Genomic DNA, 26,421 nt, shown 5'->3' with positions numbered 1-26,421 from the left:
GCACGGGCAATCCGTGTCCTGCGTGCCTTCCCGGCGGCCGTGTTATAAAGGCTCTGCCGTGAAATCGTCGAAGCGTGCAACCACGGGTGCATTGGTCGCGGAACCGGACAGGTACGCCAGCAGCCCAACGGAACCGGCCGTCTGCAGTGCCGCCGTGGAGTCAGTCGCCGTCAGCATCCAGCCTCCTGGCTCTGCCTTTCCAGTCTCCCACGCCTTGACTCTGATAGTGGTGGGCGAAGCACCTGTCACCTGGACGCGCACGCTCACAGTCTGCCCAGCGACAATGGAGAACCCTGCCGAAACCTGGCCCAGCGTGGCTTCATTGCCGCCGGCAAACCGGGTGATCTGCACGGTCACGGCGCCATTGGCGGCCACCTTGAGCTTGCCCCGGTACTCGTTGCTGCTAACTCGTCTGCCGGCCACTCCCATGAATGTTCCGCCGCCGTTGCCGATCCTGTCGAGGGAGAGCGTCACCGCGGTATCGGCGCCCGTCACCGACACTCCTGGAAGGTAGGCTGAGGGTCCGCGGCTCGCCGCCAGGCTAATGGCGCCCACCCCGTTTCCAACAGAGAAGTACGACGACGACCCGTTCAGTGACCACGTCCCTCCAGTGTCAGCAGTCCCCCAGCCTGAGGGCACCGTCCGGCCGAAGGCATCGGAGGCGAACGCCGTTCCCGGCGTCGACGACACCGTTACCGTCCGTGCCGTGCTGGCGGTGGCGCCGTCGTTGTCGGTCACTGTCAACGTGATGGTGTACGTTCCCGCAGCGCCGTAGGTGCGTTCCGCGGTAACACCGGCGGCCTTCCCTCCGTCGCCAAAGTCCCAACTGTATGAACTGATACTGCCGTCCGGATCCGAAGATTCCGAAGCGTTGACGGCCGCGGTGAGTCCGCTTGCTGAAGCAGTGAAGGACGCAGACGGTGCCTGATTGGCGCCGGAACTGACAGTCACAGTCCGGGAGGTACTGCTACTGGCTCCGCTGTTGTCCCGGACCGTCAGGCTGATGGTGAAAGTGCCGGCTGCGGCGTAGGTGTGGCTGGCGGTGGCGCCAGTGGCGGCGGCACCGTCTCCAAACGCCCAGGCGTAGGAACTGATGCTGCCGTCCGGATCCGAGGATGCGGAGCCGTTGACATTGACCGTGAGACCGCTGGCCGAGGCGGTAAAGCTGGCCACGGGCGGCTGGTTGCTGGACCCGGCAATGGAAATCGTCCTGCTGTCCCCCGTGACCGTGTTCCCGAGCGGATCGGTAACCCTGATCCGGTAGCTGTGTGTCCCCCCGGCCAGACCGCTGTCATTGAACGTCAGCGTGGGGCGCTGCCAGAAGGTAGAGAGTTGGGAAACCGTATGTGCCGGTGCCCCGTTCCGCAGGACGGTGTAGGTCAGGTTCGAGTTGTCACGGTCCCAGTTGGACTGCCACTGCACACGCACCTGGCCCGCCCCGGGGCTGGTGAGCGTCGGCATAAAGCCGGCCCCTGACACCCTGGGCCCCTGGTCGTTCGGCGCAATTTCCTTGACTGCGAAGCGCGACAGGCCCTGCTGCGGGCTCTGGTTCACGTTGCGGAATTCCCCTACCATCACCACATAACTGTTGTTGCCTGTGACAGCCCACGGGCCTTGGCTTTGTCCGCTGGCAGTCCCGGTATCCATATCCGGGAACCAGTTCAACATGGAGGGTGCAGGCTGTCCGGTGAAAGAGGGATAGCCGTAGGGATCCTTCACCAGGGTGCCCGTGGCGGCTTTACTGAAGGACACCGCGCGGTGCCAGGTGCGGGGGCTTGTCTCGGGGAACCCACCGAAGTTGCCGCAGTAATGGGGATGGCCGGCAACATAGACGGCGGTGTTGTTGGCAAAGGCCCCGTATGAGTCGCCATGGCAGTCCTCCACCCACTTGATCCTGGCATCTGACCAGTTCGCCGCGAATGCGCCCTCCAGGTTGCCGCCGGTTCCATAAATGTAGCCCACACCGTAGAAGGTGGTGCCGTCGGTGGATAGCCCGAGGATGGCAGAATCCGTGCCGGCATTGCGGACCACGTCGTTGGCCTGGATGGCCAAAGTGGCACCCGTGGAAGCGTTGACCATGCCGAGTCCGTAACCGGGCCTGTTGGAGCCGTTCAGCGTTGTAAAGGCGCCGCCGACCACCACCCGGCCGGCTTCGGGCGAGAGCACCAGTGCGTTCACCCTCCCGTTAGCGGCTTGGGGTGCCCACGGGAGCAGTGCGCCCGTGCCTGCGTCCGCGGCCGCGAGGCGCATCCTGGAAACCGACCCGACGGAGGTGAATGTTCCGCCCATCCACACAGTGCTGTTGGTCACTGTAATGGCCCTGACGCTGGCCGCCATCTTCGGCGCAAAGGATGGGATGAGCGCACCCGTTGCGGGGTCCAAGGCTGCTACCCGCCAGCGCTGGACTCCGTTGACGGAGGTGAAATCACCTCCGACATAGATCCGGGATCCATCCGGAGAGGCTGCAATGCTCAGTGCCTGTGCGTTGAGCGAGGGCGCCCATGGCAGCAGCTGCCCTGTAGCGAGGTTGAAAGCAAGGAGGTTAGCGCGGGAAACGGTGTTGCTGCCCGGGGCGGATCCGTAGGGTCTGGCGGTGCTGAACTTTCCGGCCACGTACACGGTGTTTCCGATGATCGCGGCCTGCCAAGCCACTCCATCGTGCTGTGCGGTGGGCAGGCTGTCGGCCGTCACGGTAACCGGAGTTTTAGGGTCGCTTGGATCGATGGGTGCTGAGTCCGCGTAGCCCGGCGTTCCGAGCAAAACGCTGGAGAGGAGCAGCAGCCAGACGGCGACCGCTGTCACGGCCCGTTTGGCGCTGCTCCTCTGTACTGCATCTGCGGCCGCCTCTGGGTGGAGGGCCATTTCTTTGCTCCTTAGGGTGATTTCACGGTGAAGTCATCAAATCGCGCGACGACCGGGAAGTTGGTCGCCGTCCCCCAGAGATAAGACATGAGGCCGCTGGTTCCAGCCGACTGCAGCGACGCCGTGGTATCACTGGCAGTCAGCAACCAGTCGGACGGTTCCGCCGCACCGTCCCGCCACACTTTCGCCCTGATAGCGGTAGGGCTGGTACCTGAGACCTGCAATCGAAGCTGCAGGTCATCATTGGCCGCCACCGTCAGGCCGGGCACAGAGACAGACTGCAGGGTGGTTTCAGCCCCGCCGGAAACACGCGTTAGATAGAGCGCGGTGCCGCCGTTAGCAAAAATACGCAGTTTGGCCCGGTATTCATCAGCGCTGACCTTGCGTCCCACGACACCCAGGAAGGAACCTCCGCCGTTGGCGATCCGGTCCTGTGACACCTTCACCTGGATTTCCGCGGCCGTCAGAGAGAGGTCAGCGAGGGTTGTCTGGCGCAGGGTCCCTGCTGCACCCAGAACCATGGTGCCGACGCCGCTGCCCACGGTGTAACTGGCCGGTCCGCCGCCACCAATACTCCAGGGCCCTCCGGTATCCGCATTCCCCCAGCCGGAAGCCGAGGTTCGGCCGAACGCGTCGGCAGCCAGAACGCCCACCAGAGCTCCCTCGGACACAGCGACTGGCTGGGTCACCGAACTGGTGGCGCCGTCGTCGTCCGTCACCGTCAGTGTGACGCTGTATGTTCCGGCTGCTGCGTAGGCGTGCGACGCCGTCGATCCCGTTCCGCTGCTTCCGTCCCCGAAGTCCCAGGCATAGCCTGCGATGGTGCCGTCGCTGTCCGTAGAACCGCTGCCGTCCACGGACGTGGAAAGCCCACTGACGGTTGAGGTGAAACTGGCAACAGGTGCAGCGTTAGCCACGGGCGCCCCGCCGGCGGTGACTGACAGGTCATCGAATCGCATTACCACGGGGGCGTTGGTGGCAGACCCGGAAAGATAGGCTACGACACCCATTGCGCCAGCCGCCTGCAAGGCAGCTGTGGAGTCATTGACGGTGAGCTGCCAAGTTGTTGGCTCGGCTCCGGACGCCCGCCAAACCTTGCCGCTGACGGCGGTGGGGCCTGTACCTTCCAGCCTCAGCCGAAGGACCAGGGGATCGCTGGCCGCCATCGTCAGCCCGGAGATGTTCAGTGGTCCGGCTATGGTGGTTTCCGCGTTATTGACCACGCGCGTCAGGTAGAGGGATACCGCGCCGTTGCCGGCGATCTTGACCTTCGCCCGGTAGTCGTTGCTGCTCACGCGCCTTCCAAGCAGCGAGGCGAACATTCCGCCACCGTTGGCCACCTTATCGGCGGACAAGGTGATGCGCCCGTCGAAGGCAGCGGTTGAAACGTCCTCAAGGAACGCACTTCGGCTGGCACCGGCTGCTCCCAACGTGGCCGCCCCCGAACCATTGTTGACGGCGAAGTTCGTGTTACCGCCCGCCACCGTCCAGGCACCGCCAGTGTCCGCGGTACCCCAGCCTCCTGTTGCAGACCGGCCGAAGGCATCTGCTGCCAAGACCGTGCCGGCAGCGGGAGCCGTGACCGTAAGGCTCTTCGTGACGGCGCCCGTGGCGCCATCATCGTCGGTGACGGTGAGCTTCACCGCATACGTGCCCGCCTCCGCGTAGGTGTGGGTGGCAGTGGCTCCGGTCCCGGTCGTGGAGTCCCCAAAATCCCAGGTATAGCCGGCGATGGTGCCGTCCGGATCGGACGAGCCGGACCCGTCCAGGGAGGCTGTCAGGTCTGCTACATCAGCAGTGAACGAAGCGACCGGCACCTTGTTGGCCGGTGGTGCAGTCACGGTGACGGCCTTGGTGGTGCTGTGCTTATTGCCCGTGTTGTCGGTCACGGTCAGCTGGATGGTGTAGGTACCGCCAGCGGCATAGGTGTGGCTGGCCTTGACTCCGGTACCCGTGGCGCCGTCACCGAACTTCCAGTCATAGGCGGCAATAGGCCCGTTGGCATCCGAGGAGGCAGTGCCGTCCACGTTAACAGTCAGGCCGTCGGTCTCCGCCGTGAATGCCGCCGTCGGCGGCGCGGGCGGGGCGTCGACGGTACGGCCTGAGGCAACATAGTGTGCCTGTATCCGGGACAGCGGCAGCACGCCGGGGTAAATGGCGACGTCGTCGATCTGCCCGGTGAGGTAGCGGCTTGTCGGCCGGCTGGGCCAGTTCGAGAGGTTGTCCCCGCCAACGCGCCAGTAGCCGTCGAAGGGCCAGGCCGCCGTGACATCGGTCCTGCCGGCCCTGACTGTCCCGTCCACAACTATCTGCATGCCGTTGGGACCCAACGTTGCCACCACGTGGTGCCACAGGTTGTTGTTAAAGACCAAAGTGGTGTTGACAGTGAGCCGGGTTCCGGTGCTGCCCGCCGGACGGACGCCAAAGAAGATCCGGCCAAGATTGTCCATATAAACATGGCGGTCGTAGTCCGCTGACACTCCGGTCACTGTGTTGCCGTAACCGATGATTCTTCCACCGCTAATGCTGTTGGTCCTGATCCAGGCTTCTGTGGTGAAGCTACCGGGGCGGGAGACCAGGGTGGGACTGCCGGCAACGGCGTCAGCAGTGCCGTTGAACGCCGCAGCGGTGTTCGTTTCTCCGTTCAGGGCACCGGCAGCCCCGAACGTGACACCGGGCCGGACGACGAGATCGTCCCTTCCAGCCAGGTCCACCGCTGTGGCACCGGAGCTTTCCCCGAGCCGCCAGTAATTTACCGGGTTGTCAGCCAGCACCTGTCCGGCGTAAGAGCCCGCAGGCGCCACTGACCCCACGGCGTCGATGGTTACGGTGTCACTCCGGGCCTCGTTTCCAAACGGGTCACGGACAAAGATCCGGTAGCCGTAGCTTTCCCCCGGGACCAAGCCAGTATCGGTGAATGTCATGCCAGGGCGCTTCCAGAAGGTCGAAGCTTGGTTGAAGGTGGCGACTACTGCCCCGTTGCGCCTTACGTCATAGGTTAGGTTCGCGTTATCTTGGTCCCAGTTTGCCTGCCACCGCACCCGCACCTCGCCTGCCGCGGGGGTGGAAAGGGTGGGGTTGAAGTTCTGCCCCGTAACCCGTGGCCCCCGGGCGTTCGGGGCAATGCTGCTCTTCGCAAAACGGGTCATCCCTTGCTGGGGCTGGTTGTTCACGATGGTGAATTCCCCTGCCATGACCACGTAGTCGGCGCTTCCTGCAACGGTCCAGGGCCCCTGGTCCTGACCCGTGAATGTGCCGGCGTTCATGATGGGGAACCAGTTCAAGAGTGAGGGGGCCGGGTTGCCCGCGAAGTTTGTGTACCCATGGCTTTCAGGGCTTACAACGCCCGTGGCTGCCCGGCTAAAGGCAATTCCCCTGCTGAATTGCCACGGCTCCTCCTGCGGAAAGCCGCCGACGTTTCCGCAGTAGTGGGCATGGCCGGCGGCGTAGACGACGTCGCCGATGGGCTGGACGGAATAAGTATCCCCATGGCAGTCCTCCAGCCAAGAGGTGGTGTCGTCAGACCATTTCACCGAGAAAATTCCCTCGAGTGTGCTGGAGCGCCCGAAGGTGTAGCCGGAGCCGTACACGTTGGCTCCGTCCGTGGCAAGGCTGGTGATGGAACCGCTGGTGCCGCCGTTACGGACAATATTGTTGATCTGGAAGGGCTGGAGAGCCCCAAGGTTGGTATCCACTTTGCCCAGTCCATACCCGGGGTTGGTCGATCCGTTGAGGGAGGTGAACGCGCCGCCTACCACCATGCTAGCCCCATCCGGAGAAAGTGCCAGCGCATTCACCCGCCCGCCTGACGCAACCGGATTCCACGGCAGCAGTGACGCGTCAGTTGCACTGACGGCGGCCAGACGGTCACGGCTTACGGATCCCACGCCGTTGAACAGTCCCCCCAAAAAGACCGTGTCTGCCGTAGCGACGATGGCCCGCACTGAAGCGGACATCTTGGGCAGGAAACCGAGGTTGAGAGCGCCGGTTACGGGATTGAGTGCTATGGCGCGCCAGACCTTGGCGCCGTTAAACGAAGTGAACGAACCTCCGACGTAGAGCCTGGATCCATCCGGAGACGCTGCGAGCGCCGTCACTTCTCCGTTGAGGGACGGGGCAAAGGGCAGGAGCTCGCCGGTGGTCAGGTTGTACGCGAGTATGTTCTCCCGGACCACCTCGTTGGTGCCCGCCGCCGCGCCGGCTGGCCGGGCACGCGAGAAGTCACCGCCAACAAAGACCGTGTTTCCGATGACGAGCTGCACCCAGGCCACGCCGTTATGTTGGGGTGTGGGCAAGGCGTCGGCCGAGACTGTCACAGGTGTGGACGGGCTGGTGGGATCCAGGGGAGACGAATCGGCGAATGAAGGGAAGGAACCCGTCACCGCCAGGGATATGGCAAGAGCAACCCCGAGCACAGCAGCGACGCTTTTGCGCAAGAGCTCATCGACGGTCCTGAACGCGTGCCTTGGGATTGTGTCGCGTCCAGTCGCGGTGGCCGGAATGGAAGGCGTTGCTTGCGAAACCACGGTAGTCCCCTTTACTTTGGCAACTGGTGGTCGCCGTTCGTGGCGATCGCCAGGATGTCATCGGCCGCGTACAGGCCAGTGATGAGAAAGTCGTTGCGGCGGTTCCCCACGTTCTCTGCCATCAGGGAACTCTCCTGGCTGCCTGGAATAATTGGGAAGTGGCGCGGCGCGGTGCGGACCTGACGGACAGGGATACCCGCCCGCAAAGCCGTCCGGTGCAGCCAGATATCGTCAGCGCCGGGCGCGGCTGCGAGGAAACCGTCCCCCTGACGCCTAAGTTCTTCCAGCATGGCGGGCGGATAGATCACACCCGAAACCCCGAGCGCGAAGTTTCCGCCGGCGGCGCCTGTGTCCCGCGCACGCCGCCAATCGCTGTAAGGGACAACACGTGACGCCCTGACCTGCATGACGTTAACCCAGTGACCGTGAACGGCTTCCGGATCCGCATGATGGGCCCTTATCAAGAGATCCAGCCACGAGCGGGGATAGATGATGTCATCGTCGGCCGTGACGAGGGGAAGAGTGTGGTGGTCTGTTCCCGCGACGTATGGGTAGTACTTTGTGTGCGGCCCATAGTTCGATGTAAGCAGCACCTCCAGCCCCCGGCTCTCCAGTCGACGGACAGCTGCCGGCCGGTCAGCCATGAGAGCCTCGGAATCGAGCCACAGGAGAAGCCTTCGCGGCCGGACCCGACCGGACGCTATGGATTCAAGCGCTATTGAGACGGTGTGGATCCGTTCTCCGTGGGTGGTCATCGAAACCACAACGGGAGCTGACCCGGTGACCGGTGCCTGCGACAACAGGTTCAAGGACCGCAGGCAGAGAGCACTGCCGTGGGCCGCCAGACGTTTCCAGCCCTTGCGTCCGCGACGAACTGCAGCACGCAGGCGCAATGGCGGCACCAGGCTGCCGATTCCTCCTGATGCCGTCATTTTCAGTCCGGTGCTTTCCCGGCGAATGCCGCTATGGGTGTTTCGGCGTCCAGGCTGAAGTAGATCCGCACAGCATCACGGGAATCTTCGGGCACCGAGAAGACATAGACTGCCTCGGCGGTACCCCCGGGTGGTACGGAGGCCGGGAATGGGGCGGTACCGGGTCCGCTGAGTTCCCCGGCGGGCAGTTCATCCGCGCCAAAGCTGACGTTCACCAGCACACCGGCCAGGGACAAATCCATTTGCGTCTCGTTCGTGATCGTCACCCTGAACCGCAGTGCGGGGCCGGCAATTTCGCCTACACCTTGGGCTTCCCCTTGTACTGCCTCCAACGCGCCGACGGCAGCGGAGACACCATGCCTCACTGTCTTTTTGGCGTCCAGCGCCACTGCGGACGCCACCGGTTGTGGGATTTCGGCCAGCTGCTTCTCGCTCCGGCCCCTGCGGTCCACCGGTGCTGGCGCCGCGTCCGACGGGACCTCGCTGCCCGTGCTGGCTTGTGTTGATCCAGGTCCCGGCACGGACGGCCGTGTTGACCCTGGACGTGCAGCGGCTGTTTGTTCCGGCAGCACCGTGGCCGGCGGGTCGGTCGCTGCCGCGGATGTCTCCGGGGTTTGGAGGGCGCCTGCCGCCTCCGGCTGCGGCATCTGGACAAATCCATTTGTTGCCGCCCAGGAAACACCGGCGAAGAGAAGCAATGCCAGGGCACCGGCACTTGCTTTCCAGGCACGCGATCGGCGGCCCGGGCCCGCAGCGCCTGGCTTCCGGGCCGGATCTTGAAAAAGCCTGCTCACGGCGTCACGTCCAATGCCTGGTGTTCCAGCGGTGCATCAACGCTGCGCAAGTGCCGTCCCGTACTGCCGGGGGGTTTACGGGGAACCGACGAGAGTTCCCTGAACCACTTTATGGAGGCAAGGATCAGGAAAGCCGCGGTGGCGGCCGCTATCACGGTATAAACCGTCATGAATACGGGTATGGCTCCGTAGAAAAGGAACGTCAGGCAGAGCACCCCGTAATCCATCGGAACCACCAGAAGTGAACGCAACCACGAGGGTCCTGCCGCGCGTGCTGCGACCGGCCCCGTACCGCTCTGCTTTCGCAGCTGCTCGGTAAGGATCATCGAGAAGAACAGAACAGCGGACACTACCGCGGCGCCGAGCGGAACCAGAAGCCAACCCGGCTGCACGGCGTCGAACCGGTACAGCGCAACCGCGAGCGCCAACGGCAGCATTGAGGTCTTGACTGCATCAACCATGTGATCCAGCCACTCTCCCGCCGGGGAGCCAGTACCACGGAGGCGGGCTACCTGGCCGTCAGCGGAGTCGAGTGCATAGCCCACTACCAGGCATCCGGAAACAACGATGCCCAGGAGCCAGCTTGGCGGAAACATTGTCAAAGCCAGGATGCCGGCGAACGTGAAGAGTGCGCTGACTGCTGTGACGGCGTTGGGTGTCAGCCCGGCGATAAACGCAGCGGCGGCAAACAGCCGGCCCAGCCTCCTGTTGATGAAACGCGAGTAGGCAGGGGCGCTGCGGGCCGCCGCTTTTTGCGCGGCGGCCAAGCGGCGCACGGTGGCGACATACCCTGGGCGGGCCCCTCCGGAACCGGCTTCCCCCGGGAACTTTGAATCCATGACCGTCATTTCCTGGCTCCTGTCACCCATGGAACGCCGCGGTTCGCAACGCGGTGGCGGGGAGCCTTCCTCTTTGCCGCAGCGAGTTCCAGGCAAAGCCGCTCGTAACCGTCCGTAACCACGTCCCAGTCGTAGCGGCGGGCCATCTGCTGGCCAAGGAGGCCCCGCGCGGCGAGTTCCGGGCGCACATTTTCGGCTTCGGAGGCGAGCTGTGCCACGTCCTCCGGGGAGGAAAAATACCGGCCTGCATCGCCCAGGACTTCACGGTTGAAATCGACGTCGAAGGCATTGGTGGGTGCGCCAGCCCCCATGGCGCGCAACAGGGAAGGATTGGTGCCGCCGACGGAATGGCCATGCCAATACACCATCGCATTTGAGTACAGCTGGTCCAGCAGCTCCTGGTCCCAGACGCCACCCACAAAACGCACCCGATGATCGGCCAGCGCATGCACGACCCGGGTATATTCGCCGGAGTACGGTGCAGAGCCCACGACGACGAGAGGGGCTTTCGCGCCGCTCCTTGCGAATCCGTCAACCACCAGGTGGAGGTGGTTTTCCGGTTCAAACCGGGCAACCACCAAGTGGTACCTGCGGCTCTCGAGATCCAGTTCCGCGAGCCTGCTCGATGCCCTGGTCGACAGTATGGGTGCCCCGTACGCGAGGTACACGGTTTCCACGTCAAATTTCCGGCGGTAGTAGTTCTGGATACCGATCGCGTCGGCGATGAGCGCGTCGGACCATTTCACTGCCATTGCCTCCGCCCGCTGATAATACTTCCGCCCGGCAGGGCCCCACTTTGCCCGCTTCCACTCAAGCCCGTCCACGTGCGTGGCGACAGGGATGCCGGCAGCACGGATGAGCGGAAGGTACGGGGCGTTCGCTGCGTTGAACAGAAGGGCCGCGTCCACACGGTGGCGGATCAGATGCGTCACCGACAGCCCTGTGTGGCTCAGCGTCTCAAGGGAGCGCTTGCGAAGCGCCGGCAAGTGCACCAGGTCCATCCCCAGATATGTTTCTTGCGTAGCTTCCCGCTCCAGATCCCGGCAGTAGACTGTCACCCGATGTCCCCGTGCGCACAACCGCTGTCCTATTTCCTCGATGGCGGTCTCGAATCCGCCATAGCGGGCGGGGACCCCCCGCGTGCCGATCATGGCTATCCGCAGCCCGTTCATCGCGGGGCCTCGTGCATGCGTCCCGCCGTACCCACGGGTTGATTGATAAGTTCGAGAGCAGTCCGCAATGCGGAGCTCGACGTGTGCACCGTGTAGGGAAAGTAAACGACCTCGACGCCCACTTCGCTGAACGCTTTCTCCAGTTTCTTCCCCTGAGGGGTTCCACGCCAGTCATCGCCCTTGAAAAAAACAGTGAACCGAAGTTCTTCCCAAACGAGGAGCTTGTCTGAAATCGACTCAGCGTAGGCCATGTCGACATACGTGATGTTTCTCACGATCTCCAGCCGCTCCGCAAAGGGAACCACGGGCAACCGGCCCTTGGCGTGGACCAGGATCTCGTCCGTCACCACACCGGCGATGAGGTAGTCACACTGTGATTTTGCGTGCTTGAGGATGTTGAGGTGACCTATATGGAACAGGTCAAATGCGCCGGCAGCGTAGCCTATTCTGAGTCCCACGTCCGCCTCCTTTCGCCTTTATCGGGCAACAGCCCAGCAGAGAAGGGATGCAGGCGCAGCACTGTGGCAGAAGAAGAGCGGTGGCCCGGCACTCGGCCAGCCAGCCCGCGGTGTACGGGCCTCCCGATGAGGCGGTTATCGCCGCCGCGGGCGTCCACAAAAAAAGGGTATAGCCTGGCCTGACTCATCCTGAGACCCTTTGCTGGGTTCGGTTCCTGGTTAGGACTAGTCAAGCTTGCGAAGGGACCGGTTACACCGGTAATTGCTACCTGTCTTGGGCGTGGAAGAGTTACCTACTTGTACTCGCGCAATCGGGGCATGACTACCTAGGCGGAAAGCTGCCGGAACGGTTCGTTCGGCACGCCGACAGTCGGCACGAAAGTCCTATGCCGCCTGGTTCAGGGCGTCCTCTGCGGCGACCCACGAGATCATGGCGCACTTGACCCGGGCGGCGTAGCGGGCTACCCCTTCGAAGGCTGCTGCATCGCCAAGGAGTTCGGCGTCCGCTGCAACCTTTCCGCGGGAGCGCAGGACTTCCCTGAAGCTGTCAATGACTTCATGCAGTTCCGCCACCGTCATGCCTTCGGCCAGTTCGCTGAGCACCGAGGCGGAGGCCATTGAGATGGAACAGCCTGTCCCGTCCCACGAGACCTGGGCTACTTTGCCGTCCGCCACGGCAAGCCGCAGGGTGACTTCATCGCCGCACACAGGGTTGAGCTGGTGCGACTGCCCGGTGCTGGCGCCTTCCGGCGCAGCCGTTCCGGCCAGGCCGCTGCCGTGGCGGGCTTTGGAATGGTCCAGGATGATCTGCTGGTACAGCTGGTCAAGGCTCATGGATATACCTTCGAATCTGCTCTGCTAGGCACCGAAGTAGCCCCGCACGCCGGACACGGCGTCCAGGAAGCGGTCCACGTCGTCGGTGGTGTTGTACAGGTAAGCACTCGCCCGGGTGGTGGCGGTCAGGCCGAGCCGGCGGTGCAGCGGCTGGGCGCAGTGGTGGCCCACGCGGACGGCGATGCCGCGCGCGTCAAGGAACTGCCCGACGTCGTGCGCGTGGACGCCGTCGACGTCGAAGGCGGCCAGGCCAATCCGCTCCTCCCCCGCCCCAGGACCCAGGACCCGGATGCCTGGCAGGTCCGCGAGACCCGCAACCATGCGCTGGCCCAGTTCGGACTCCCACCGGTGGATGCGGTCCAGGCCGGTCTCGGTGAGGTAGTTCGCGGCCGCGGCGAGTGCCACCGCCTGCGAGATGCGCTGGGTGCCGGCCTCGAAGCGCTGGGGTGCGGGAAGGTATTCGGCCCGATCCATGGTGACCGTGGTGATCATGGACCCGCCGGTGAGGAATGGCGGCAGGATGTCCAGAAGCTCCTGCTTGCCGTAGAGGACGCCGATGCCGGTGGGTGCCAGCATCTTATGGCCAGACAGGACAGCGAAGTCCACGTCGAGTTCCTTGACGTCCAGGGGCATGTGCGGGGCGGACTGGCACGCGTCCATGACCACGAGTGCGCCGGCCTTCCGGCCCAGCTCCACCAGGTCATGGACCGGATTGATGGTGCCCAGGACGTTCGATGCGTGCGTAAAGGCAAGGACCCGGGTACGGGGGTTGATGATCCGGGCGGCCTCATCCATGTGCAACCGGCCGGCGTCGTCGATGGGGATGAAGCGGACCGTGGCGCCGGTCCGGAAGGCGAGCTCCTGCCACGGGATCAGATTGGCGTGGTGCTCCATCTCGGTGACCACGATCTCGTCACCTGGACCGAGTGCCAGATCCTTCAGGCTTGCGTCGCCACGGCCGTGCGCAGCCCACAGCCCGGCATTGGAGAGGGCATAGCTGACCAGGTTCAGGCCCTCGGTGGCATTGGAAGTCCACACCGTCTCGGCGTAGTCCGCACCGATGAACGCGGACATCGTCTCGCGGGCGGCCTCGAATACCTCGGTGGCCTCCACCGCCAAATGGTGTGCGCCCCGGTGGACGGCGGCGTTGCGCTGTTCGTAGAACTCCTGCTCAGCTTCAATGACGCTCAACGGATTCTGCGACGTGGCGCCGGAATCGAGATACACCAGGGGCTGGCCGTTGACCTGCTGGTCAAGGACCGGAAAGTCGTTCCGGATCCGGGCAACTTCACTGTTATCCATCGCCGGCAGGGCAGGCGAGAGGGTGGCTGGCGTTGATACTACGGCCAAAACGGACTCCTTGAACTGCCAATGGATGACATTCAATTGTCCCACAGCACGGCTGTGGCGGCCGCCGGGAGCAGCCGCCACCGCCGCTCCGGGCTTCACCCGCGGAGCGGAGGGCCGGCGACGGCTGGGGGGAGAGTCTCGGTCTCAGAAGACTCTGTCGTCGCCGGCCCCGTCTTGACCGGCCCGGGGGCCGGAAGATCGTTTCCGCTTTAAGTAAAGACCGGGAAGCCGGCCGGCACACGAGTAGGAAGTACTCTAATCATCCGGGTATGCACTACGGGTACGCCAGCCGGTTACCCGCGGCAGCTGCCACGGATCCGCCGCCGCTAGTTGGGCAGCGCGGACTCCAGCTCTTCCCGGCTGCGAACCCCGAGCTTGACATACGTGCGGTACAGGTGGCCCTCCACGGTGCGGACCGACACCATCAGCCGCTGGGCGATCTCGCGGTCCGTCAGGCCCTGCACCGCCAGTTCCACGATGTCCTGCTCCCGGCGCGTCAGGTGGACGCTGGGTGCCGCGGCAATGAAGCGGCCCTCCCGGAACCGTTCTCCGAGCTCGTGGTCGCAGCGTTCCCGCTGGGCCACTGCCTGCCGTGAGCGCCGACGCTCACCCTCCCCGTCGAGCACGGTGCTGGCCCTGGCGTAGGCCTCGCGCGCGAGGTTCAGGAATCCGGCGCTTTCCAGGGCCGCCGCAGTCTCCATCAGGCCATCTCCCGCGGCCTGGTCCCAGTCCTCTGCCAGGGTGTGCAGGGCTCCCGCCCAGCTGCCCTGCACGGTGCCGGCCACGGCGCGCACCTGCGGTATCACCGAGCTGTCCCCTAGGTCCCAGCACATCGCAAGGATCTCCAGCAGGGTACCTGTCCTCCCCGAGGCTTCCGCCGTGGTTGCCACCGTGTGCAGGGAAGCCAGCCCCTTTCCGTCCCTCGCCAGGTATTCGGCAGCGGCGGCCACGTATCCGGCGGCCACAAGATCGTAGGCGGGGCCGCCCGCCGGCGCCTCCTTGTAGTCCTGTTCCAGGCGTCTGGCCTGGGCGGCGTCCCCCAGGCGCGCTGCCGCGTAAAAGCCCAGCGCGGACCCCAGCCGGAACAGCAGGAGCGGATCGTTCAGCCGAAGCGCCTCCACCGCCGGCAGCAGCAGCTGGTACGCGCGCTCCATCCGGCCCTGCCGGAGCATGGCGTAGCCGCGGAGGATCTGCAGGCTGCCGTTGAACGTGGGTGCGCCCGCGGCGTGCGTTGCCGCGTAGCTGCTGATTTCGTGCTCGGCGGAGTCCCACTCACCCATGGCAACGTAGGTGGCGGCCAGCCTGCCCAGGACGAACTCCGGGAAGAAGAAGAGGCTGTCATGAAGCGCCGGAAGCTCAGCTGCCGCCATCAGGGCCGTTTCGAGCCCGTCCACTGCCCGGCCCGCTCCGTCCAGGGTCTGGGCCAGCAGTGCGTTACCAACCGCGAGGACGGCCGCATGGCCGGGGCCCGGCTGCGGAACGCTCCGAAGCTGGTCCATGGCGTCTTCGAGCTCGCGTGGATCCGCCCGGTCCCCTAGCTGCAGCAGCCACGGCAGGGTCTGCGGCCATTGATGCCCGTCCACCCCGCCGGCGTCCGCGAGATGACCCCCTGCGCCCGGTTCCGCCGTGTGCCCTGCTGCCTGGTGGGCGCAGGCACGGAGCAGGATGGCGGCCGGTCCCTCGGGATGGCCGGCCAGGCTGTCGGCGCACCCGTCCAGCAGCGCCGCGGCGTCCGAATAGGCACCCTCGTTGTACAGCGCCCGCGCCTGGATGGCGTGGGCAAGGGGTGCCAAGGCGGGGCTGTGGACCCGGGCGGCAAGGGCTGCCGCGCTGCGGTTGCGGTACCGGTCCACGGCGTCCTTGGCGGCGGCGGCAAGGTCCGGTTCCGGCACCGCCACGCCGGACTCCAGGGCCCACTCAATGTGGCGGAGCCGCCCTTCCCCGTGCAGCGCGGACGTATCACGGCAGGCCGCGGTCTTTTCGAAAAGCTGGAGGCTGCGCGAGACGGAGACTGTATTCCGGAGGGCACGTGCGTATAGGTCATTCCACAGCGAGAGTTCCGACGGAACCCCCTGGGTTTCCACGATCAGCTGCTGGTCCAGGAGGGACCGGACCACCGCCGCGCCGTTGGCCTCTTCAATAGTCTTGCGGCCTATGGGTTCGGCCAGGGCGATCAGCCTGAGCGCCTCCTGTTCCTCCGGCGGACGGCGGAGCTGGTCCTTGGCCACCACGGCCGACAGCCGGGGACCGTGGGCCGGCAGCGGACCCACCAGGATCCAGATGCCGTTCCGTCTGGCCAGCGTCCCGGCCTCGGCGGCGTCGTGGAGCAGGGCATCGAGGATACGGGGATTCCCGCCCGTGCCATTCCAGATGGCATCAACCGTGGCATCCGGAACTGTCCCGTCGAGGATGTGGCCCAGGACCTCTTCGACCTGGTTCCGGTCCAGTGGCCGGAGATCAACCCGTTCCGCCAGCCCGTCGAACCAGAGCTGACTCATCGGCTGCGGCAGCCCCGGGCGGGGCCGTGCAGCCGCGACCACGCTGGCCCAGCCCGCTGCAATCAGGTCGGCCACCACTGCGGCGGACGAGTCATCCAGGTAATGCGCATCGTCCAGCACCAGCAGTACAGGCGCACTGCTACCTGCCCGCAGCTCCTCAAAGTAACTCCAGATGGACCGCAAAACTGCCACCGGAGACACTGATTCCTCAGCGCTCAGGTCTCCGGTGTAGGGGGTAAGGACTCCGAAGGGCACGGAAGATAGCGCTGCACTGCCATGGACCCTGACCACCGTCAGCTCGCCATCCAACCGTTCCGCGACGGCGTCGGCGAGGGCCGACTTCCCAACTCCGGGGCCGGCCATGATGAAAGCGGCATGGCTGGTTCCGTTGCGGATGATGGTGCAGATCCGGTCCAGGGGCTCGTGCCGCCCTACCATGGGGCGGTGCGGGCCTGAGGGCCGGCGGCCGTTAGACGAGTCCAGTCAGATCACCCCTGGAAGTCACGCCCAGCTTGGTGAACACCTGGTACAGGTGTCCCTCCACGGTCCGCACCGAGACACCCATCTCAAGGGCGATGTCGCGGTTGGAGGCTCCTCCTCCGGCCAGCCGGGCTATTTGGCGTTCCCGGCTGGTCAGCAGGGGGCTGCCGCTGGTGGGAACAATGGGAAGGTGGGCCACAGTCGCCGCGAGGATGTCCAGGCGGGCCTGCGCCGTCCGCGCGGTGGCGGCATCGCCGTCGTGGCGGGCGAAGTCCACCGCGAGGGCCATGCAGCGCGCCTCCACGGCGTCCAGCTCAAGGGTGGCGGCAAGCTCACCGCCGGCCAGCAGGGTTTTCGCGTCCTTGCTGCGGCTGCCGGACGCGATGAGGCGGGACACCTCCGCCAGCGGTCCCTGGCGGTGGCCGGCCATGTCCTCCAGGATCCGGAAGTCGGCGTCTCCTCCATTGACGGTGCCGGCCAGCTGATGAATTCCGGCGATGGTGTACCGGCCGGCTGCGGCGTTGAGCCCTGCCTGCTCCTTCAGCTCCTTCACCGCATCCGGATCACCGAGCCAGCGGCGGGCCACCATGGCGCAAAACCCGATGATGGTCTCAGCAATGAAGCTGCTCCTGCCAGGGGCGGACTGCAGTTTGGCGAGGTACTTTCGGGCCTGCGCCGAGTTGCCGGTCTGGGCGTAGGCGAGCGCGGTGGCCGCATAGGCCGTCCGCAGCGGCGTCTGGACGGGCTGGAGTTCCAGTTGCGCAACCGCGGACACCAGCGGGTCCAGGGCCTCCCCGCCGCGGCCGGCGAAGGCGTTGGCTATACCTGCTGCCAGTTCTGCACCGGCAGTACGGGAGGGCAGGTAACTGGGTTCCCGGTTCTCTTCGGCCGGCAGGAGTTCCGCGCAACGCCGCCACTGGCCGGCCAGCAGGAGCACCAGGTAGGACTCCCGGTGATAGCGCTCGCGCAGTCCCACCACCTCCGAAGCGTCGCTGAGCTGGCCTCCGAGCTGACGCATGAGGCTAAGCGCGTCCATCTCCCTTCCGGACACAGCCAGCGCGCCCATCAGCAGGATTCCGCAATGCATCCGGTACGCCGTGTCGGGGTTCCGCACGGGGTCAGCTGCCGCTTCCAGGTCCGGGATCATCGCCGGGTACTCGCCGGTGAAGGCCCGATATTCGAGGCTGCTGAGCTCTATCCGGTTGACTGCCCGGGCCGCTGGTTCGGGCCACCGGGTGTCCGCAGCGGCGCCGATGCGCTGCCGGGCCTGCGCCAGCAGCCCGGGTATTGCGGCCGTTCGCTCGGGCAGCCACAGCATGGTCCGGCATTTGGCCGCGATTACCTCGGCGTACTCCACCACGTCCAGGCCGTCCAGCTCCGGCCGGGACACCTCTTCCAGGGCAGCCATGGCCTGCAGTGGCAGGTCCAATTGCAGGTACGCAGCGGCTTTCCGGCGCTGTCCGGGCACCCATTCGGGGTCCGCCCTGCGGAGCATATCGGCATAGGTGAGGGCAAACCTCGGGTCGAACAGCTGCACAGCGGCATCGGCCGCGGCGAGCGCCAGCGCCGGAGCCAGCTCCGCCTCACACTCATGTGTCCACGCGGCGAATGCCATCAGTTCCTGGACGGTCATGCCGGCGGGGTCCGGCTCCTCGCCCTCCAGCAGTAATGCTCGGAGTTCGCGCCGGCGCGCTATGCCCAGCCAGGTGCGGACCACGTCGCCGATGTATTTTTCCCGTAGCGAGACCCAACGGTGTTCCGAGCAATCGATGTCGAGGAGTCCGGCATCCTCCATGTCCGCCACCACGTCTGCGCCGAAAAGTGCGCTGAGCCTGGTCAGCTCCACCCTTCGCGCGCAGGCGAGCATTTCGATGACGTTGCGGGCCTCCGGCGTTTCCCTGGACCAGCGCGACCGGACGATGTCCTCCAGGCTGGCGGCCCCGTCCAGGACGATTTTGTCCCGGAGCGTCCAGACCGAATCGGAGAGCACCAGGTTGCCCGACAGCTGCTGCTCGGCGACGAGGGCCTTGAGGAGAAGCGGGTTACCGCCCACCATGTGGTGGCAGGTGGTGACCAGTGAGGAAGATACCTTGTGGCCCAGGAGCGAAAGCAGCACCTGCCGGGTCTGCAGTTCGTTGAGGTTGTCCAGCCGGACCTCGCTCAGCCGGCGGTCGGCGAGCAGCCAGTGGAAGTCCACGGGAAGGTCGCTGCTCCTGGGCGCCACGGCCACGATCCTGGCCGTTCCGGTCATGAGCACGTTCAGGAGCACGCCGGCGCTCATGTCGTCAATGGCCCCGCAGGTGTCCAGCGTGATGACGCACTGCCTGCCCCCTGCGTCGGAACGGATCAGGGAGGTGATGCCCCGAAGAATGGCGGTCGGCGATCCCATGTAGGCCTGCGGCAGTCGTGCCAGGAGGAAGGACAGGCAGCCGTAAGGTGTGGCGGCGCCGGCGGGCCCGCAGCGTAACTGGAGCGGCCAGGCATCCTGGCCAAGGTCAGCGACGGCGGCACGCGCCAACGATGATTTCCCCACTCCGCGGGGCCCGGTGATGACGGCGCCGAGCGAGCCTTCGCGCGTGAGTGCCGCCCGGACCGCCTCGAGATTGGCGCTACGGGCAGGTGCTGACCAGTGTGGAACCTCGGGCGCCGAAGAAGCCCGGCTACGTAACCCGACGCTGTGGAGCGCTAACCCACGTCCCCAACTGAGTGGCTCGTTTGACATGAACTCGTCCCCTACGTCCCCGGTAGCGGAGGTTAGCCCCATTGCTCCCCCGCATAGGAAGTAGAGTACCCCCACCCTGTGACATCAAGACAGGGCCGAACGGCCTAAAGTTTTGGGAACGCGCTACCCGGACTTTGCCGGATGGAACCGCTGCTGGGCGGCGGTCAGCCCTTCCCGGACCAGCGATTCCACGGCGTCCGCGGCTTCATCGAGCAGGAAGGGCAGTTCCTTGAGCTCCGCGGTGCCAAAGTCGCGGAGGACGTAATCGGCAGTGTCCATCCTGCCCGGAGGCCGGCCCACTCCCACGCGCACACGCAGGTAATCCTTCGTTCCAAGGGCCTTGGAGATGTCCCGGAGCCCGTTATGGCCGCCTTCGCCGCCGCCGATTTTCAGCTTCACGGTACTAAAGGGGATGTCGATCTCGTCGTGTACCGCTACCACGCGGTCCGGCTCAATTCCGTAGAAGTTCGCCAGGGCGGACACCGGTCCGCCGGAAACGTTCATGTAACTCATGGGCTTGGCCAGCACCACGCGCGGACCGCCGATGCCCAGCCGTCCTTCGAGGACCTGTGCCCGTGCCTTGTGGGTCTTGAACCCGGCACCCATGCGGCCCGCGAGCTCGTCCAGAACCATCTGCCCTACGTTGTGCCGGTTGCCCTGGTACTGGGTTCCGGGGTTGCCAAGGCCAACGATCAGCCAGGTGTCAGTCATGGATCAATCCTAGGGTGTTGGAGGCGGACGGGGCCGGACACGGCAATGGCCGGACCCCTCGGGGTCCGGCCATTGCAGTACGCCGGGTGATTACTCGGCTGCGGCTTCTTCGGCTGCTTCTTCAGCTGCGGGAGCTTCCTCGGCTGCAGCTTCCTCGCCTTCGGTCTCTTCCTCGGCCACGACCGTGGGCTCCGAGATGTTGACCACGAGCGCGTCGGCGTCCGTCAGCAGGACGGTGCCCTTCGGCAGGACCAGGTCGGAGGCGTGGATGTGCTCGCCGGCACCGCGGCCTTCGATGCTGACCTCGACGGACTCGGGCAGGTGGGTTGCCTCGGCTTCGACGGACACGGAGGTCAGTTCGAGGTTGTGGACGGTGCCCGGAGCGGTTTCGCCTTCAACGTGGACGGGAACGTCAACGGTGACCTTCTCGCCCTTGCGGACGGTCAGGAGGTCGATGTGCTCGATGATCTGCTTGATCGGGTCGCGCTGGACGTCCTTGACCAGGGCCAGGTGGCCTTCGCCGTTGATGTCCAGGGACAGCAGGGCGTTGGGCGTGCGGACGGCCAGGGTGGTGGCCTTGGCGGGCAGGGTAATGTGGATGGGCTCTGCGCCGTGGCCGTAGATGACGGCGGGGATCAGGTTGGCCATCCGGGCGCGGCGGGCGTAGCCCTTGCCGAATTCGGTGCGCAGTTCTGCTGCGAGCTTCTGCTCAGACATGGATATCTCCTTGAAGATGAAACGGTGTTCAGCAAGGGCGGAGGTCTGTTGCGACCTTCAACGCCGGGCGGCCGGAGCCGGCCCATCCTCGAAGGGAGATTCAGACCCAGTCGATAACGGAGACCTGCAACGGGTTCCCGCGCATACGGTTACCGGTGCTCTCCCTCGCCAAGGTATCGCTGAACAGTTTAGCAGCGCCGGGACCGTTTACTGAAAACGTACCCGGCGCCGGCCGCGTGGGAACGTCAGGCGTTGCCGTCGAAGAGGCTGGTGACGGAGCCGTCGTCGAACACTTCGCGGATGGCGCGCGCAATCAGCGGTGCGATGGAAAGCACCGTCAGCTGCGGGAAGCGCTGCGAGGAGGACAGCGGCAGCGTGTTGGTGACCACCACTTCCCGGGCACCGGACTCGGACAGGCGCTGCGCAGCCGGTTCGGAGAACACGGCGTGGGTGGCGGCGATGATGACGTCCTTGGCGCCGGCGTTCTTCAGCACCTGCACGGCGCCGGAGATGGTTCCGCCGGTGTCGATCATGTCGTCGATCAGCACGCAGGTGCGTCCCTCGATCTGGCCCACCACGGTCTTGGAAACAGCCTGGTTGGGGACGGTCAGGTCGCGGCTCTTGTGCACGAAGGCCAACGGGGCGCCGCCCAGGCGCTCGGCCCACTGCTCGGCAACCCGGACGCGGCCGGTATCCGGGGAGACCACGGTGATGTTCTCGGCGTCCACGCGGGTACGGATGTAGTCAGCCAGCAGCGGGATGGCCATGAGGTGGTCCACGGGGCCATCGAAGAAGCCCTGGATCTGCGAGGTGTGCAGGTCGACGCTCATGATGCGGTCAGCGCCGGCGGTCTTGTAGAGGTCGGCCACCAGGCGGGCGGAGATTGGCTCGCGGCCGCGGCCCTTCTTGTCCTGCCGGGCGTATGGGTAGAACGGGGACACCACGGTGATGCGCTTGGCGGAGGCGCGCTTCAGCGAATCGATCATGATCAGCTGTTCCATGAGGTGGTTGTTCAGCGGGGCCGGGTGCGCCTGGATGACGAACGCATCCGTGCCGCGCACGCTCTCGCCGGCGCGCACGTAGATCTCGCCGTTGGCGAAGTCGTAGGCGTCCACGGGCAGCAGGTCCGTACCGAGCTCCTTGGCGATCTCCCGCGCCAGCTCCGGATGGGCACGCCCGGAGGCGAGTACCAGCTTCTTCTCGCCGTGCGCCGTAATTTCGCTCATGGTTACTTGCCCTCTTCTGTAGATGCCGGGGTACTTGAGGAATCTGTGGTGGCCGCCTGGGCCAGTTCGGCGGAGCGGGTGCCGGGTCGGTTCGCCGGAACCCAGCCTTCGGTGTTGTGCTGCGCCGCCATGGTGACGGCCAGCGCGCCCGCGGGAACGTCCTTCCGGATCACCGCACCGGCGCCGCTGTAAGCGCCGTCCCCCACGGTGACCGGGGCTACGAACACCGTATTGGAACCCGTGCGGACGCCTGAGCCGATGACCGTGCGGTGCTTCTTCTCGCCGTCGTAGTTGGCGGTGATGTTGCCGCAACCGATGTTGGTGTCCTCGCCGATTTCGGCATCGCCGGCGTAGCCCAGGTGCGACAGCTTGGAACCGCGCCCGATGGTGACGTTCTTGGTCTCGTAGAACGCGCCGATCTTGCCGCTTTCGCCCAGGACAGTGCCCGGCCGGAGGTAGGTGAAGGGGCCGACGGCGGCGTCCGCGCCGATGCGCGCGCCGGAGCCGTGCGTGCGGGTCACCGTGGCACCCTCGCCCACAGTCACGTCGGTCAGGGTGGTGTCGGGGCCGACGACGGCGTCGCGCGCCACGGCAGTGGTGCCGTGCAGCTGCGTATTGGGCAGGATCCGGACGTCCTCGTCCAAGGTGACGGAGGAGTCGATCCAGGTGGTTGCCGGGTCCACCACGGTGACACCGGCGCGCATCCACGCCTCCACGATGCGGCGGTTCAGTTCGGCACCGAGTGCCGAGAGCTGGACACGGTCGTTCGCGCCTTCGACCTGCCAGCGGTCGGTGGTGACGACGGCGGCCACACGTCCGCCCGCGTCCCGCGCCAGTCCCAGGACATCCGTCAGGTACTTCTCGCCCTGGGCATTGTCGGTGGTCACCTTGGCGAGGGCGCTGCGGAGCACGGCTGCGTCAAAGGCATAGATGCCTGAGTTAACCTCGCGGACCTGGCGTTCGGCTTCCGTGGCGTCCTTGTGCTCTCGGATGCCGGTCACGGTGCCGTCAGCCGCGCGCAGGATCCGGCCGTAACCGGTGGCGTCGTCCAGGACGGCGGTGAGTACGGTGACGGCGTTGGCGTCGCGTTCGTGGGTGGAGACCAGCTCTGCCAAGAGGTCGGCGGTGAGCAGCGGAACGTCGCCGTACGTGACCACCACGGTGCCCTCCAGCAGTCCCCGCGAGTCCAGGGCTTCCAGCGCCACCTCGACGGCCCGGCCGGTACCGGGAATCTCGTCCTGGTCGACCACGACGGCGGCGGGGTCCAGGTCGCTGACGTGGCGGGCCACCAGGTCGCGTTCGTGGCGCACCACGATGGCCAGCTGCCTGGGGTTGATGCTGCGGGCGGCCAGGAGGGCGTGCCCCACCATGGACCGGCCGCCGATTTCATGCAGGATCTTGGGGAGCCGCGATTTCATCCGGGTACCGGCGCCTGCTGCCAGAACGATTACGGCGGCGGGGCCGGCATTCTCGGGGATCACTTACGGGCTCTCCTTGCTTCGGTTCGCTGGCCGGCCGTGTCCGCCGGATTCCGGCCGGGCACCGCATGCCATCCTGCGGGACGCTGCTCGTCCCGGCAGTTCCGCCCATAGGATTCGAACCTATACTCCACGGCTCCAAAGGCCGGGGTGCTGCCGTTACACCAGAGCGGACCATGCCCCAGGGCACGAGGCCCGGGCACAAGTCCCTATTTTGCCACGGCTTCGGTCCGGCGCGCGACATGGCCGGGCCCTCCACTGCCCCTTCTGCGGCTCCGCTGCCTGCAATTCCGCGGGGAAGCGGTAGGGCATGATGGAAATGTGAGCAACAACCCCCTCCCCCGGACGCGCATGACCGGGCTCCAGCGCAGGAGCCAACTGATCGACGTCGGACGCGGCCTCTTCGCCGCGCGGGGACTGGACGGGACCACCATCGAGGAAATCGCCATGTGCGCCGGAGTGTCCAAGCCGGTGATCTACGAGCACTTCGGGTCCAAGGAAGGCCTCTACACCCAGGTAGTGGATTTCGAGTTCCGCATCCTCCTGGACGCCATCAATGCCGCACTCGGCGACGAGGCGAAGCCGCGCGTCCTCGTCGAGCGCGCCGCCCTGGCCCTGCTGACCTACATCGAGGAGCGCACGGACGGCTTCCGCATCCTCATGCGGGACGCGCCGCCGTCCCAGCCCGAAGGCGCCTTCTCCACCCTGCTCTCACACGTCACCGCCCGCGTGGAACACATGCTGGCCGACGAATTCTCCCGCCGCGGCCTCAGCGGCGAGGACGGCGCCATGTACGCGCAGATGCTGGTGGGCATGGTGGCCATGACCGGCCAGTGGTGGCAGGATGCCCGCCAGCCCGACAAGCACACCGTCGCCGCGCACCTGGTCAACCTCGCCTGGAACGGACTCACCGGGCTGAAGAAGGAACCGGAGCTGCAGTCTGAGGGGTGAGTGCCGGTACCGGCCGCGGCGCAGTGGCCCTTGGGTATCAGTCGCCCAGGAGCTCTGAGGCTTCCAGCCACTCCATTTCCAGGGCGTCCTTTTCGTCCCTGAGGTCTTTGAGCTGGCTGTTTTGTTGGGCGAGTGCGTCGAAGTCGGACTTCTCCGTGCTCTTGACCATGTCGTCGTGAAGCTTCTTTTCCTGCTGGTCGAGTTTCTTCAGCTGGCGTTCGATCCTATTAAGGGCCTTGCGGGCGTCGCGCTTCTCGGCCTCGGAGGGGCCTGACGCTGCGGCCCCCGGCTGAGCCTGTCCGGCGCTGGTGACCGGATTTCCCCCGCCGGTGACCGTGGAGCCGGCGAGGGCTGATTCGCGGAGCTCCAGATACTGGTCAACGCCGCCGGGCAGGCCGCGGAGCTTGCCGTCGCCGAGCAGGGCCATCTGGTGGTCGGTGACGCGTTCCAGCAGGTACCGGTCGTGGCTGACCACCACGAGCGTGCCGGGCCAGCCGTCCAGGACGTCCTCCACTGCGGCGAGGGTGTCGGTGTCGAGGTCGTTCGTGGGTTCGTCCAGCATGAGGACATTAGGCTCTCCCACCAGCAGGCGCAGGAGCTGGAGGCGGCGGCGTTCGCCACCGGAGAGGTCGCGGACCGGGGTCCACTGTTTCTGGTTGGTGAACCCGAGCTGCTCCACCAACTGGCCGGCGGTGAATTCCTTGCCGCCCACGTTGAAGGACCGCTTTTCGCGCTCGATGACCTCGATGACACGCAGGTCCGCGACGTCGTCGAGTTCCTTGACCTCCTGGGTGAGGACGGCCGTCACCACGGTCTTGCCCCGCTTCAGCTTGCCCGCATCCGGGGTGATCTCCCCGTTGAGGAGCTTCAGCAGGGTGGTCTTTCCGGCACCGTTCACGCCCACCAGGCCCAGGCGCTCGCCCGGAGCCAAACGAAGGGTGATGTTGTCGAAAAGCTTCCGGCCGGCGTCGTCATCCCGGAAGTTCAGCGACACATTCTCCAGGTCCAGGACATCCTTGCCCAGCCGCGCCGTAGCCATCTTGCTCAGTGCCATCGAGTCGCGGGGCGCCGGGACGTCCTCGATCAGGGCGTTGGCCGCCTCGATCCGGAACTTGGGCTTGGACGTGCGGGCCGGGGCGCCGCGGCGGAGCCATGCCAGTTCTTTTTTCACCAGCTGCTGGCGCTTGCTTTCGACGACGGAGGCCATGCGGTCGCGCTCGGCGCGGGCCAGGACGTAGGCCGCGTAACCGCCTTCGAAGGGATCGACGATGCCGTCGTGGACCTCCCACGTCTTCGTGCAGATTTCGTCGAGGAACCAGCGGTCGTGGGTGACCACCAGGAACGCACCCTGGTTGGCCCGCCAGCGGCTCTTCAGGTGTCGCGCCAGCCACGCGACTCCTTCGACGTCGAGGTGGTTGGTTGGCTCGTCCAGCATGATGACGTCGTGGTCCTCGATGAGGAGCTTGGCCAGGGCCACCCGGCGCTTCTGGCCGCCGGAAAGGGCGTGCACGTTGGCATGCCAGTCGACGTCGGACACCAGCCCGCCCATGATTTCCCGGATCTGCGGGTTGCGCGCCCATTCGTAGTCCGCCTGGTCCCCCACGATCGCGGCACCCACGGTGAGGTCGCCGTCGAGCACGTCGCTTTGGTCCAGGTAGCCGATGTTGACGTCGCCACGCTTGGTGACCCGTCCCGAGTCAGGGGTGGAGCGCAGGGCCAGCAGCCGCATCAGCGTGGACTTTCCGTCGCCGTTGCGGCCCACCATACCAATCCGGTCGCCCTCTTCCAGCCCCAGGGTGACGCCGTCCAGGACAGTGCGGGTTGCGAACGAAACGGTGAGGTTCTCGCCGCCAAGAAGGTGTGCCAAAGGG

Annotated in this window: 17 protein-coding genes and 1 tRNA gene; 1 reads left to right on the top strand and 17 read right to left on the bottom strand. The window is 65.8% G+C overall.

All coding sequences use genetic code 11. The features are described from left to right. Window positions 1–42 precede the first annotated feature (42 nt). The 16 genes from ACFWIX_RS06820 to ACFWIX_RS06745 all read right to left on the bottom strand — a co-directional run bounded on the left by ACFWIX_RS06820 (window position 43) and on the right by ACFWIX_RS06745 (window position 23,773). Window positions 43–2,862, bottom strand: a complete 2,820-nt coding sequence (locus ACFWIX_RS06820) for a PKD domain-containing protein (RefSeq protein WP_377215354.1) — start codon at window positions 2,860–2,862, stop codon at window positions 43–45. A gap of 11 nt (window positions 2,863–2,873) precedes the next feature. Next, window positions 2,874–7,157, bottom strand: a complete 4,284-nt coding sequence (locus ACFWIX_RS06815) for a PKD domain-containing protein (RefSeq protein ID WP_377215353.1) — start codon at window positions 7,155–7,157, stop codon at window positions 2,874–2,876. A 242-nt stretch (window positions 7,158–7,399) separates the two neighbouring features. Further along, window positions 7,400–8,320: a hypothetical protein gene (locus ACFWIX_RS06810; RefSeq protein WP_377215352.1), complete on the bottom strand. Its 921-nt coding sequence runs from the start codon at window positions 8,318–8,320 to the stop codon at window positions 7,400–7,402. Between the two features lie 2 nt (window positions 8,321–8,322). Next, window positions 8,323–8,967, bottom strand: coding sequence for a hypothetical protein (locus tag ACFWIX_RS06805; protein WP_377215351.1), 645 nt, complete (start codon window positions 8,965–8,967; stop codon window positions 8,323–8,325). Window positions 8,968–9,110: 143 nt separating this feature from the next. Then, window positions 9,111–9,953 carry a CDP-alcohol phosphatidyltransferase family protein gene (locus ACFWIX_RS06800; protein ID WP_377215350.1) on the bottom strand — a complete coding sequence of 281 codons (843 nt, stop codon included), beginning with the start codon at window positions 9,951–9,953 and terminating at the stop codon, window positions 9,111–9,113. Window positions 9,954–9,958: 5 nt separating this feature from the next. Continuing rightward, window positions 9,959–11,125 (bottom strand): DUF1972 domain-containing protein, encoded by a 1,167-nt coding sequence (locus ACFWIX_RS06795; RefSeq protein ID WP_377215349.1) that lies wholly within the window; start codon window positions 11,123–11,125, stop codon window positions 9,959–9,961. Beyond that, window positions 11,122–11,583, bottom strand: coding sequence for an adenylyltransferase/cytidyltransferase family protein (locus ACFWIX_RS06790; RefSeq protein WP_377215348.1), 462 nt, complete (start codon window positions 11,581–11,583; stop codon window positions 11,122–11,124). Before ACFWIX_RS06790 ends, ACFWIX_RS06795 begins: the two co-directional genes overlap by 4 nt. A 384-nt stretch (window positions 11,584–11,967) precedes the next feature. Then, window positions 11,968–12,417 (bottom strand): Fe-S cluster assembly sulfur transfer protein SufU, encoded by a 450-nt coding sequence (gene sufU / locus ACFWIX_RS06785; protein ID WP_377215347.1) that lies wholly within the window; start codon window positions 12,415–12,417, stop codon window positions 11,968–11,970. A 24-nt stretch (window positions 12,418–12,441) separates the two neighbouring features. Further along, on the bottom strand, window positions 12,442–13,767 hold the full coding sequence (locus tag ACFWIX_RS06780) for a SufS family cysteine desulfurase (protein WP_377215346.1): 1,326 nt from the start codon (window positions 13,765–13,767) through the stop codon (window positions 12,442–12,444). Between the two features lie 326 nt (window positions 13,768–14,093). After that, window positions 14,094–16,703, bottom strand: coding sequence for a LuxR C-terminal-related transcriptional regulator (locus tag ACFWIX_RS06775; protein ID WP_377215345.1), 2,610 nt, complete (start codon window positions 16,701–16,703; stop codon window positions 14,094–14,096). 31 nt (window positions 16,704–16,734) lie between these two features. Then, complete coding sequence (locus ACFWIX_RS06770; protein ID WP_377215344.1) at window positions 16,735–19,467, bottom strand: LuxR C-terminal-related transcriptional regulator; 2,733 nt, start codon at window positions 19,465–19,467, stop codon at window positions 16,735–16,737. 123 nt (window positions 19,468–19,590) lie between these two features. After that, the gene (gene pth / locus ACFWIX_RS06765) at window positions 19,591–20,178 is read right to left on the bottom strand and encodes an aminoacyl-tRNA hydrolase (RefSeq protein WP_377215343.1); all 588 of its coding nucleotides are present in this window, start codon (window positions 20,176–20,178) and stop codon (window positions 19,591–19,593) included. 90 nt (window positions 20,179–20,268) lie between these two features. Continuing rightward, window positions 20,269–20,895, bottom strand: coding sequence for a 50S ribosomal protein L25/general stress protein Ctc (locus tag ACFWIX_RS06760; RefSeq protein ID WP_377215342.1), 627 nt, complete (start codon window positions 20,893–20,895; stop codon window positions 20,269–20,271). 245 nt (window positions 20,896–21,140) lie between these two features. Continuing rightward, window positions 21,141–22,121 carry a ribose-phosphate diphosphokinase gene (locus ACFWIX_RS06755; RefSeq protein WP_377215341.1) on the bottom strand — a complete coding sequence of 327 codons (981 nt, stop codon included), beginning with the start codon at window positions 22,119–22,121 and terminating at the stop codon, window positions 21,141–21,143. Window positions 22,122–22,123: 2 nt separating this feature from the next. Further along, window positions 22,124–23,602: a bifunctional UDP-N-acetylglucosamine diphosphorylase/glucosamine-1-phosphate N-acetyltransferase GlmU gene (gene glmU, locus ACFWIX_RS06750; protein WP_377215340.1), complete on the bottom strand. Its 1,479-nt coding sequence runs from the start codon at window positions 23,600–23,602 to the stop codon at window positions 22,124–22,126. A 99-nt stretch (window positions 23,603–23,701) separates the two neighbouring features. Then, window positions 23,702–23,773: transfer RNA gene (locus ACFWIX_RS06745), tRNA-Gln, on the bottom strand. Between the two features lie 177 nt (window positions 23,774–23,950). On the opposite strand from ACFWIX_RS06745, the gene ACFWIX_RS06740 reads away from it, so the two are divergent. Next, the gene (locus ACFWIX_RS06740) at window positions 23,951–24,550 is read left to right on the top strand and encodes a TetR/AcrR family transcriptional regulator (RefSeq protein WP_377215513.1); all 600 of its coding nucleotides are present in this window, start codon (window positions 23,951–23,953) and stop codon (window positions 24,548–24,550) included. A 37-nt stretch (window positions 24,551–24,587) separates the two neighbouring features. Here ACFWIX_RS06740 and ACFWIX_RS06735 read toward each other — a convergent pair whose 3' ends face one another. Beyond that, window positions 24,588–26,417, bottom strand: coding sequence for an ABC-F family ATP-binding cassette domain-containing protein (locus ACFWIX_RS06735; protein WP_377215339.1), 1,830 nt, complete (start codon window positions 26,415–26,417; stop codon window positions 24,588–24,590). Between the last annotated feature and the right edge of the window lie 4 nt (window positions 26,418–26,421).

This window comes from Pseudarthrobacter sp. NPDC058362, from assembly GCF_042723515.1.
Taxonomy (GTDB): domain Bacteria; phylum Actinomycetota; class Actinomycetes; order Actinomycetales; family Micrococcaceae; genus Arthrobacter.
This window is presented reverse-complemented; position numbering and strand designations above follow the sequence as displayed.